Source organism: Rosistilla carotiformis, from assembly GCF_007753095.1.
GTDB classification, from domain to species: domain Bacteria; phylum Planctomycetota; class Planctomycetia; order Pirellulales; family Pirellulaceae; genus Rosistilla; species Rosistilla carotiformis.
This window is the reverse complement of the sequence record NZ_CP036348.1, coordinates 4,535,386-4,547,683: the sequence shown is the minus strand read 5'-3', so window position 1 is coordinate 4,547,683 and position 12,298 is coordinate 4,535,386. Positions and strand designations below refer to the sequence as shown.

4 protein-coding genes are annotated in these 12,298 nt (G+C 58.0%); 3 read left to right on the top strand and 1 reads right to left on the bottom strand.

Going from position 1 to position 12,298, the window contains the following annotated elements:
• Positions 1–14 precede the first annotated feature (14 nt).
• Complete coding sequence (locus Poly24_RS16450; protein WP_145097653.1) at positions 15–5,900, top strand: hypothetical protein; 5,886 nt, start codon at positions 15–17, stop codon at positions 5,898–5,900.
• Positions 5,901–5,954: 54 nt separating this feature from the next.
• On the opposite strand, the gene Poly24_RS16445 is transcribed toward Poly24_RS16450, so the two are convergent.
• On the bottom strand, positions 5,955–7,676 hold the full coding sequence (locus tag Poly24_RS16445) for an arylsulfatase (protein ID WP_197451961.1): 1,722 nt from the start codon (positions 7,674–7,676) through the stop codon (positions 5,955–5,957).
• A gap of 739 nt (positions 7,677–8,415) precedes the next feature.
• Here Poly24_RS16445 and Poly24_RS16440 point away from each other — a divergent pair.
• Both Poly24_RS16440 and Poly24_RS16435 read left to right on the top strand, forming a co-directional pair.
• Positions 8,416–10,260, top strand: a complete 1,845-nt coding sequence (locus Poly24_RS16440) for an SLC13 family permease (protein WP_145097650.1) — start codon at positions 8,416–8,418, stop codon at positions 10,258–10,260.
• A gap of 455 nt (positions 10,261–10,715) precedes the next feature.
• On the top strand, positions 10,716–12,170 hold the full coding sequence (locus tag Poly24_RS16435) for a catalase (protein WP_145097647.1): 1,455 nt from the start codon (positions 10,716–10,718) through the stop codon (positions 12,168–12,170).
• Positions 12,171–12,298 lie beyond the last annotated feature (128 nt).

Genomic DNA, 12,298 nt, shown 5'->3' with positions numbered 1-12,298 from the left:
GAAGGATTTTGGTGATGTCGAATCTGAGCCCACAAACCGCGGCGAAGCTTTCGGAATTCGGAAGCCGCCAAAAACGCTTACTGATCCTTCGCGCCGTCTGCGTCGGCATCGTGAGCCTATTGGTTCTGATGTCGTTGGTCGCTGTGATCGATTGGATGTGGATCCTGTCCAGCGGAACGCGGTGGGGACTGAGCCTTGCGACTTATGCAATCGTCATCGGCTTGGTTTGGTGGACTTCGCTGCGGCGATGGTTCGCACCGCAAGATCCCGAGTCGTTAGCGGCTAGTTTTGAAGTGGCCGAGCCCGAGTTGCGGGAGAATCTTCTGGCGGCGGTCGAGCTGTCGAAAGAGGAGGCTGCGTCGAACGGATCGAGCCAGTTCCGTCAGTTGTTGCAAGACAAAGTCGCCAGGAACATCGGCAGTGTCGATGTCCGCGGCCTGTTGCCCGTTCGTTTAATCGGGCGTTGGTTGGTCGGTGCGATTGCGATCGCGTGCCTGTTCGGAATCCTGGTGTCGATGCCGGGTTGGTCGTTTCGGCAATTGATCACGCGGGCGATGATTCCTGGGGCGAACCTGGATCGGGTTTCGAACACGAAGGTCCGCGTGCTGCAACCGAGTCCCGCGTCGCAGATCGTTCCTCGCGGCGAGACGGTGGGCGTCGTTGTCGAATTGTCGGGGCCCGAAGTCAATGAGGTCACGTTGGAATCGTACAGCGAATCGACCGGACTGAATCGTCAGATGATGCGTGCTCAAGGGGAGCGGCGATTTGCGGCCAACATCACCGTTCGCGATCCACGCGTCGATTACCGAATTCTGGCGGGCGATGCGATCACGCGGCACTACTCGCTGAAATCGCGTCCTCGGCCACGTGTCGAAGCGTTTCAAAAGATCTATCACTATCCCGATTACACGCAACTGCAAGACGAAACGATCACCGAGACCAACGGCGATCTGATCGCGTTGGAAGGAACGCAAGTCGATCTGTTGCTTGGGACCGATCAACCGGTCACGAAAGCTCAACTGGTGATTGAGACCTTGGGGACCGACAACCTTTGGACGATCGATGCGATCCGGCGCGAGGATGGCTTGCTGGCGGCGACCGTTCCGATCCGCCAAGCCGGCGTGTTTAAGGTCCTTCTGGAATCGGAGGAGACCGGTTTCGAAAACACGTTCAGCCCGAAATACGAGATCCGCCCGGAACCCGATATGATCCCACGCGTTGGTTTTCTGCAGCAGCAGGAAACGACGCTGCTGCGTCCGGCCAACGACATCGTGCCGCTAATGGCCATGGCGGAAGACGACCTTCCGCTCGATACCTTGCGTCAAATGGTCTCGGTCAACGGCGGGCGTTGGATCGCCACGCCGCTTGAGATCACACCTGCTGCGCAGGTCACCAAGAACTGGGAAATGGATCTCTTGGCGTTGAAGGTTAAAAGCGGCGATACGGTCTCGACCAAAATGGTTGCGATCGACCGCAAGGGACAACGCGGCGAATCGGTCCCTCTGAAAATTGTGATCACTTCGGATGACTTCGATGCCAACCGCCATGACGCATTGACGGTCAAAGCGTTCGTGGCCGATCGACTTGCCCAGCTGGCGATCGCGGTCACGACCCGTTCGGACAACGCCGAAGAGATTTTCAAACGCAACCAGGAGACACGGCGGCTCTCACCGGCCGACCAGGTCGCCTTAATGGATATTGCGAACCAAATCGAACAGGAAACGGCCGACGCCGCCGCCGTCGTGGCGACGCTGATGCCCAAAATTCCAGCGGGGTTGGACGCTTACGACTTGGAATTGACCCTGCGGATGTTGTCTCAAATCCAGCGTGAATTGGCTGCGGAATTGAAGTCGTTTATCCCTGTGATGAACGTTGTCGAATCCGATGGCAAGATCAAATCCGACCGTTACAAACACTATCACCATCACTTCAAACAGGCGGGCGAGACGGCGCGTTGGTTGGATGATCGCTTTCGCACGATTGTCTCGCATGATTTGATGGCCGGCGTGGCGATCGATCTCGACGGTATCTATCAACTGCAGCAAGCGCTCATCGATTCGGGCGATCGGTTCTCCGAAACGCGACTTCGCCGTCATCAACAGGTTGCCATCAACTACGTTCACGCGTTAGAAGACTTGATGGAAGAACATGCTCCACGGATCCGTCAATCGACCGAACGGACCTATCGCGGCGTCCAAGAGATGGTCGCTCGGTTCCGAGAACAGATGCAATTGGCGTTGGATAATGCGGACGATCACGGTCCGTTGCAACGTGTGACCGAACAGTTTGCGCAGGAACTTCACAGTCGTTTGAGTCAATCGATGGCTGACGGCAGCCTTCCCGAACATCTGGGCAATGCGCGGCGTGACCTGGCCCAACGGACGCGGTCTCTGGCCGATCCGATCGACCTGACCATCCGCGAAGCGCAGGAACTCGCCCAGACGCAGGAAAAGTTGCTGGTTGCGAAAGACTCCGACGACGTTGCCGTTGCCACCGAAGCCAATCGACTGCAACGCGATGCCTTCGATTGGCGGTTGGCTTCGATGCGCGATCAAGTCGCCGACCGTCGCAAGGCGAACGAATTGCGTCCCGATCCGTTGCCCAGCATGGTGGCCGATTTGAGTCTGCTGCAGCGGGCGATCGACCATGTCTTTACGCAATGGGACGCAGCGGCTTCGGAAACTGAAACCCAACAGACACTGGAACACATGCGGATCATCCGCGATGCGTTTCGCCAACTGGAGGCGGGACATCGGATTGCCGCGGCGCAACCGTTGGCCGGAAAGTTGTTAGCTGAAGAGCGATGGGATTCGCAGTCCTTCGCTTCGCGAATCGAAGGGCCTCGCTTGTGGGACGGGATTTCGAAAGAGATTGAAATCGCCGCGGCCGATGCAAAATCCGCGCGGTATCCCGACGAAGTGGTCCATCGCATCAACGAACTACGCTGGGGCGGACCGCTCGACAAAGCCGGACAAATGATCACGATGCGGCGTTGGCGGCGTGAAGTCGTCTCGGCGGCCACCGGTGTCGAAACGATGGTCAATCGCTTCCAAGAACGGATTGTCGAGATCGCGCCGATCATGGCCGACGCTCGGAAACGGATCGCCGACCTGATCCCAAGCATTCCTCAGTTGGCCGAAACGCTCGCCGACAAGGCTCGCCAGCTGGAAGAAGAAACGGCGGCCTTAGCGGAAGAAGCCAAAGCGGAAGCGGATAAGGCGGAACAGCAACCCAAGGCGGAGGAAAAATCGGCCGAAGCCGCCGCAGAACAGGCCGCCGAAAAAGCAGCGACCGAGGCGGCGCGTCAGGAAAAATTGGAGGCGTTGCAGGAGGAGCAACAGAGTTTGACCGAGGAGCTGCAGGCGTTGTTGGCGGCGCTTGCCGAAGACGCCAGCAACCAAGACCTGATGGAAGAGGAAGGTCGCCAGCGCGCTCGCGACGCCGACGACAGCATCGGCATGATCCAACAGCCGGCGGAAAAGAGTGCTCAGGAATTGCAGGCCGCTGCGGAATCCCCCGCTGCCAGCAAGCAAGCCGAAGCGTTGCAGGAAGCCGCGAAACAACAGGAACAACTGGCCGACGCCTTAGATCAGGTCGGCGAGCATTTTGAAAAACTGGACGCGGGAGAGGATGTCGCCGAGAGTCGTGAAGCGCTTCGGCAGGCAGAAACCGAATTGCCCAACGGACGCGAGTTGGCGAAGGAGTACGCGCGGTTGGAGCGGTTGAGTGACATCGCTGAACGGGCTGAATCCGAACAGGAAAAGTTGTTGGCTCAATTGGAGCGAGAGCTTCAGAAGAGCCCCGAGATGCAGGCGGCGCTGTCGGATATCGCGGCCGAAGCGACGGCGCAAGCACTGCAGGCGTTGGACTTTGCGAAACAGCAAGAGGATGAAACGCGGCGGGCGTTGGAGCGATCCGATCCCACGATTCGAGCGGAGAAACAAAAGCTGCAGCAAGACCTGCAACAGGTCGCTCGCGAAGCCGCGGCGGTGGCCGATCGGATGCTTGCGGTGGCCAATAATCAAGCGAAGCGGGCCGATCAGCCGAAGACCGCCGAGAAGGCGAACCAGGCTCGCGAACAACTGCAATCCGCAGCCAACGAGGCGCGACAACTTTCGGAGAACAACCTGTTGAGCGAGATGCAACAGGCGGCTGCTGATGTGAACAAGAAGCTTCAAGAGGCGATGGAATCGGTCAAGCAGGTCTCACAGGAAGCGAAGCAAGCGGCCGACGACGAGGTTTCCGATCAGAAACAAAAGGATCGAATGAAACGCGATGCCGAGAACGATGCGAAACAATTGAAAACCCGGATGGTTCAGGAAGCACGTCAGGCGGAACAGCACGCCGATAATTATCAGCGTCAGGCGGACCAACGCATTCGTAGCGCCGAAGCGAATCTCCGCAATCAAGAACGCGAAGCGGCCACGGCCGAGCAGGAGGCGAAAAAATATCCCGATAGCCAATGGCATCAAGAGAATGCCGAAAACACGCGACGACGCGTGGAAGAGACACGGAAAGTCGCTGAGGCGGAGAAGCAATTAAGCGAAGATGCCAAGCAGCGTAAAAAGGCGGCCAGCGAAAGCAAGCAGCAGATGGAAAAGATGGATTTGGGAAAATTCGATGCGGCCAATCCGGCGGCGCAGTTGGCGCAGCGGGTCGCGGAAAAGTCGGCTGAGATGATCGAGCAGATGGCCCAAAAGATGGAAGCGGTCGCTGATAGTGCGATCGATGACAAGCAATTGGCCTCGACGGTTCCCGAACTGGAAGCGGCTCAGCGAAAGCAAGAGAGTCTTGGTGAGGACGTCCAGGTCGCATCGGAAGACCTAGCGCGGGCAGCACGCCACGAAAAACGAATGAATCAATCCCCGGCGACGGCGGCGAAGTTGGACAAAGCGGCTCAAGAGGTCGCGAAAGTGGCGGAGAACCAGATCGCTGCGGCAGAGAATAAGGCGGCTCAGGCAGCGGAAAAAGCTCGCAAGGGAGAAGACAAACCCGAGGGAGATGCGGCCACGCCGGCGGCGCAAGCTGCCGAAGCGATCCAGCAGGCGCGGGACGCGATCGGCGAGCAAGCCGAAGGCGTTGCCGACATGTTGGCTCAATCACAGGCTGCCAAAGCGGCGGCTGAACAACGATCGGACGCGAGCCCTTCGGAAACGAATCCCTCGACAGCGGAATCCGCGGCGACACCCGCTAACGATCCTGCCGATCCGTCGAACGGGAATCAAGCCAACGAAGCTTCTCCCACAGGTCAACCGCCTGCCGGTCAAACCGCATCGGCCAAGGCGCCCGCGGGAGAATCGGGCAACCCGCCGCCCGCATCACCGACGGGCGATTCCCCGGCGAATGATGAGCCTGCATCAGCGGCGGGTTCACCCAGCGGAGAGGCGACCGCGTCGGCAAGTCCGCCTGCTGGCCAAGGGGGCCAATCGCCAACAGCGTCCCGGCCGAATGAATCCACGGCAGCCCGAGGCCAACGTTTGGCGGAGATGTTAGACGATCTCGATCGAGCGATTGCGGCAGCCGCCAACCAATCGGAGCCTTCGGGTCAGTCGGGCCAACCCACGTCGACGCCGAGTGCGGCGTTGCCTAGCATCGCCGAAATGGCGGCCAACCAGGCCGCGGCGATGTCGAAACGCCGCTCCGAAAACCAACAACCTTCAGGTCCGCCGACACCTCCTGGCGAAGCGGCCGTTGCCGAAGGAGAAGGGGCTGAACTGGATCAGATGTCCGATCAAGCCCTCGCGGCTGGTAAGGTCGATCGCAGCGGCAGCGACTGGGGCAAGTTGCGTGAACAAAACGTGGAGAACGCAACTGCCGGAAATCGCAGTGAATTTGCGAGCCAGTACAGCGATCAAATCAAAGCGTACTTCAAGGTGATCGCCGAACGGTCTCGTAAATAAACGGCAACTAGCCGATTCAATCGCATTGCCGCGTTGGAAATCTCGCGGCGGCGATCATTGAATCTTGGTGAAGAAGAGCAGCCGGAAATCCATCACTTGATCGCCGGGGATCTCCAACGCCTTCAATTTCAATTGGCCGGGACCCTCGGCTAATTCGATCCGCCCCAGCGTGACGACTTTAAAATCTTTGACGTACGATTCGGGGCGTTTGACGCGGTCGTTCTCGGAGCCTCGCAGCGGTGGATCGTGGGCTTCGGTCAACTTGCAAGTCAATTTGCTGTCGCCAAAGGACAGTTCGATCGTCGATCCGATATCTTCGGCGGGGCAGGTGTAATGCAGTTGCACTTCGTAGATGCCGCTGGCGCCAACGGTTGCATCCCAAGAGATGAATTCTTCGGTGCGGGTCCAGTTCGTTAGGTACGAACAGTTCGGAAAGCGATTGGATCGCACTATCTTCCCGTTGTAGATCGCATCGCGGGCGGGGACTTGCGTGTACCGATAATCCGCGTGCCCGATCGGGAAGGGGCGTCGGTCGTCGTCGTATCCGGCGGCGACATTGGTTTGATAGGATTCGGCGGCCGCTGTAAGCTCCGACACGACTTCGGGGAACTTCTCTGCAACGTTAACGCGTTGCTCCGGATCGGTCGCGATCTCGAACAACTCTCCGCGATTGTCCAATCGGAAGCGTTGATTGCGAACGCTGACTCGGTTCTTCCAATGCGAGACGATCTTGCGATCGGGCCAGTCGGCGTCGTCGCGGGTCAGCAGCGGTGCGAGCGAACGTCCGTCCAACGGCTTCGAACCGCCCACCTTCTGCCCGGTCAATTCGGCCAGCGTCGGCAAGAGATCGATCGCCGCGGCGATTTCCGTAACTTGTTTCCCCGCTGGAATGTTTTTGGGCCAGCGGATAAACAGCGGTGAGCGAACGCCTCCTTCATCGGTCGCTCCCTTACGCCCTTTCATCCCTTCGTTCCAACGCCAGCTATTGGGGCCGTTATCGCAGAAGTAGATCACGATCGTATTGTCGGCGATCTTCCACTGATCCAGCTTGGCCAACATGCGGCCGACATTGTCGTCGATGTTTTCGCACATCGCCAACGCGGCGCGGGTGAAATCGATATCCTCCTTTTGCGGATCGCGGTGCCGCATCGCCAGCGGCTTGTCTTTGAAGCGATCCCAATACGGATCGGGAACCTGCATCGGGGCGTGCGGCGTGTTGAACGGCACATAGGTGAAAAACGGTTTGTTCTGCTTCACGTTCGACTCCATGAACGCGATCGCTTTGTTGGTGAAGTCGTCGATGCAGAAGCCGTCGCCTTGAACGATCAGTCCGTTATGGTCCAACGGCGGGCTGAAGTAATCGCCCCAGTGACCGCTGCAAAAACCGTAATACTCATCGAATCCGCGGCCGTTGGGATGATAGGGATACTGCATCCCGTTGTGCCATTTCCCAAACGCTCCGGTCGCGTAGCCTCCGTCGCGGAAGGTCTCCGCGATCGTCCGCTCGTCGAGATTCATTCGCTCGCCGCCGGCCGATGTGCTGTAGACTCCGCTTCGCGCGTGGTATCGCCCCGTCAAAAATTCAGCGCGTGTCGGCGAGCAGACAGGGCAGACGTAGAAGCGATCGAAGCTGGCCCCATCGCGGGCCAAGCTGTCGATGTTGGGAGTGCTTAAGTTGGTGTTGCCGTTGACGCTTAGATCGCCCCATCCCTGATCATCGGTCAGGATGACAAGCACGTTGGGTCGGTCGCTTGACTGGGCCCGAAGTGACGACATGAAAAGGGTTTGTGCGAACAGGGCTGCAAGCGTCGGAACAACGAGTGTCGTCATTCGGTGTAGCAAACGACGTGGGAATGTTCGGCGGCAACCGGACGTTCCAGAAACACGCGTCGACGTGGCAGGGAACTGGATCATGTTGAATCCTCTCAATGGAATGGCGGATGCCGTACGGACTGTCGGTCAGTGGCACTGGTTTCAATCGCGCGGCCTGCCACTCTTGGTGGCGAGGTTTGCACCTATAAAAACAAGAGACCACGGCCGGCAAACCGAACGCTGATCCCTTGGTGGCAACGAATCGAACTCCGTTCCCGTCCAAAGTGTCTTCTCTTGGATTTGACAAGTCAATTCCCGGCGGCAATTGGAGCATGTCCAAATGCAGGCGATTCCATTCACCCACACGCTCCCTATCACGCAATCCACATCGCGCGGTTTTCTTACTGCACCTCATCTGGGATGGTACGTTTCGTCATCGCTCACCGGGCACCAAGACGTCCACGCTAACTCTCCAGTCCGTGCGACGTTCGACCAGCGGTCGACCGCTCTGTTCACCGGGCGGTTGCATATGATGGCAGGTGATGAAACGCAAACGCGTAGAATGCATCGGCATCTCCAGTGCAGTCATGGTACGCTTCTTTGCGACAGATGACGTCGACCAGCTTTGCGGATAAGTGCCGCATATTGTTTGGTTCTCTGGCTTGCTCTTACGCAATTCGATCCAGGGCGTTAATCTCTTCAGATGACTACTGACATCTGGATAGTGACGTGTATTCTGCTGGCGACGATCATTGCATTCGTGCTTGACTGTTTCCGGATGGACTTGGTTGCATTTGTTTCGATGTTGACGCTTCTGCTCACGGGCATCCTCTCACCAGCGGAAGCAACCGCGGGATTTTCAAACTCGCTGGTCTTAATGATCGCGGGACTTTTCGTGGTGGGGGGAGCGATCCTGGAGTCTGGCGTCGCCGATGTCGCGGGCAGGTGGTTAGGGCGACTTGGCGGTACTTCCACGACCCGGCTAACGGTCGCCGTGATGCTCGCCAGCGCGTTGCTTTCGGCATTTCTCAGTTCGACCGGGACCGTCGCGGTGATGTTGCCGGTTGTCCTGAGTCTCTGTCGCGGCGCCGAAGTTTCGCCGTCCAAGTTGCTGATCCCTTTGGCGTTTGCCGCTTCGCTGGGAGGCATGCTGACGCTGATCGGTACACCGCCCAACATGGTCGTCAATCAGGAGCTACGGGGCGCGGGACTGGAGACCTTTCAATTCTTTTCATTTGCCCCTGCCGGACTTCTGATGCTGGCTCTCGGCATTGTTTTTATGTGTACCCTGGGCACGCGTTTGCTGCCAGCGCAAGCGACCACTCCCGCAGTCGCTGGCCGAAATCAAGGTCTCGTGTCACGTCCGGAACTCATTCACAGTTATGGCGTCGACGGACAAATTTGCGAAATCCGTATCCCACGCGGATCGAACTTCGCCGAGCGCACGCTTCGCGAACTTGGCCTCCGTAGCACCTTTCATGTCAACGTGCTGGCCGTTTCCACGCCCGATAAGTTTCGATCCCGTGTGCGGTCGGCGACTGTACGCAAATGCTCTCCTGAAACGCTTTTACATGTTGGCGATACGCTATTCATTAAGTCGGCGAACGAGGAAGCCATTGCGAAACTGATCCGCGAAGGGCAGGTCGAGATGGTGACCACGTCGGCGAGCTTGCCAAAGGTCGTCCATCTAGCTGAACTCATCATTCCGCCGCGTTCGAAATTTGTCGCCCGGACCGTACGGGATTTGGATTTCTTTCGTGTGTATGGGGCGGTGGTGCTGGCGCTACGCAAAGGAAACCAACCTGTCAGCACTCGGACATCGGACACGCCGCTGCATCCTGGTGATACGTTGCTGGTCGCGGCCAATGCGAGCGCGTTGAAGCGACTTGGGAAATCGCGAAACGATGTTTTGCTGGTCAGCGAGCAAGCCGAAGAAGGAGACGCGCCGCTCAAGCCGGTTGCCTACTGGGTCATCGGCATACTGGTTGGAATGCTGATTGCGATGAGTACCGGACTCTCGGAAAACGTAACCGCCGTGCTCGTGGCTGCGACTTTGATGGTGATTGCTGGAGCGTTTCGTGGAACGAATGCTTACCAGAGCATCAACTGGCAGAGCATTGTGCTGATTGCGTCCGTCATGCCGCTGGCGACCGCGCTCGATAAGACCGGGGCATTCGATTTGGTGGTGGACGCGATTGTGGAGAGCCCTGGCCTGACGAGTCCGTGGATACTTCTGTTGTTGCTCTTCGTGGTGACCTCGGTTCTAAGTCAAGCGATCTCTAATACCGCGACCAGTGTCCTGATCGCACCGCTTGCACTCGAACTTGCCGCGCAGCTTGACGTCTCGCCCTATCCATTGCTGATGGGTGTCGCGTTAGCGGCGTCGACGGCATTTTCCACGCCCGTTGCATCGCCGATTAACGCTTTGGTCGCTGGTGCAGGGAGCTATCGATTCGGAGACTTCTTAAGAGTAGGCATCCCGCTTCAACTGCTGATTCTCATCGCGACAATCGCCATTGTGCCGTTGCTTTTTCCGTTTAGCCCATGACCGCGGCTGAAACACGTTCGGCTTGACGGTCTCCGCTGCGCGGTGCTGGAAATCTTTGCCGTCGTTATCCCTGGGGGCGATGTGGTCCATCGTGGTGGACGACATCACAAATACGAATCTACATCGCTCGCCGTCCGTTCACTGGCATGGTTCTATTGGCGTTCTTCCATCGCATCGGTCCTGGCGAGCGCGACGTCGAACGCAAATGACGCGGTAATCCGAGATAGCCGTTGCGGCAACTCGCCCGAAGCGGATGAAGGTGTGATAGATTGGATCAGTCAATACAACCAGCGGAACAATAGGTGCTGCAATGAGTGGTGGATCATGTCACGAGTTCCGTGCTGTGGGACTCGCGACCTGATCCACGAAGTCAGTGACTTGTATTGGTTCGTTCACGCAGCTCCGGCCGGCGGATCGGTCGCGCGATAGTACTCCCAAAACAAAGGACTCTCAGGATGAACAAGCACGACTCGAAGCCGACGACAACGGATGCGGGCTGCCCCGTCGCAAGCGACGAGCACTCGTTGACTGTCGGACCCAATGGCCCGATTTTGCTGCACGACCATTATTTGATCGAGCAGATGGCCAACTTCAATCGTGAACGCATTCCCGAACGACAACCGCACGCGAAAGGTTCCGGGGCGTTTGGGCATTTTGAAGTGACCCACGATGTCAGTGCCTACACCAAGGCGGCTGTGTTCCAACCGGGGACGAAGACCGACACGTTGATTCGGTTCTCCACCGTGGCCGGCGAACGTGGGAGCCCCGACACCTGGCGTGACCCGCGCGGCTTTTCGGTGAAGTTCTACACCAGCGAAGGCAATTACGACATGGTCGGGAACAACACGCCCGTCTTCTTCCTTCGCGATCCGATGAAGTTCCAGCACTTCATCCGGTCGCAAAAGCGACGCGCTGACAACGGTCTGCGCGACCACGATATGCAATGGGATTTCTGGTCATTGTCGCCCGAGTCGGCTCATCAAGTCACATGGTTGATGGGCGATCGCGGAATTCCCAAGACCTGGCGAAACATGAACGGCTACTCCAGCCACACCTACATGTGGGTCAACGCTTCCGGAGAACGCTACTGGGTCAAGTATCATTTCAAGACCGACCAAGGAGTCGACTTTCTCACCCAAGACGAAGCCGATCGCTTGGCAGGAGCCGATGGCGATTATCACCGACGCGATCTGTTTGACGCCATCAAGCGAGGAGAGTATCCGAGTTGGACACTGAAGATGCAGATCATGCCGTTCGAGGAGGCCAAGACCTATCGGCTGAACCCTTTCGATTTGACCAAAGTTTGGCCGCACGACGACTATCCGCTTCACGAAGTCGGTCGTCTGACCTTGAACCGCAATCCGACCGACTTTCATACGGAGATCGAGCAGGCGGCATTCGAGCCAAACAACCTTGTGCCGGGGATCGGTATCAGCCCAGACAAAATGTTGCTTGGCCGCATGTTTGCTTACGCCGATGCCCACCGGCATCGACTCGGCGTGAACTACAAACAGATTCCGGTCAACGCTCCGCAATGTCCGGTGTTCAGCTACAGCAAGGATGGACAAGGTCGAACGCAAAACGTCTCCGATCCGGTTTACGCACCGAACTCGAAAGGTGGTCCGGCGGCGGATTGCGAGCGCTATCCCGAGGATACAACCTGGGCTGCCGACGGCGAGTTTACCCGCGCGGCCTATACGCTGCGAAAGGACGACGATGACTTTAGTCAGGCTGGCACGCTCGTTCGAGAGGTGATGGATGACGCATCGCGCGATCGATTGGTTTCCAATGTGGTTGGCCATCTGAAGGCGGGCGTTACCGATCCGGTACTCGAACGTGCGTTCACCTACTGGCGAAACGTGGACGAAGAGATTGGCAATCGCATCGCAAACGGAGTCAAAGGATCCTGAATCCCAGGCGATACGGCCGGTGGCAATGGTGCTCGCTCTTTGAGTCTGCTCGAGGTTGCTTCTGCGGCAGGTCTGGCGTTGCGTTGGGTGAGACGACCGGCGAGACGCGCCAATGTCGAGGATGCTTT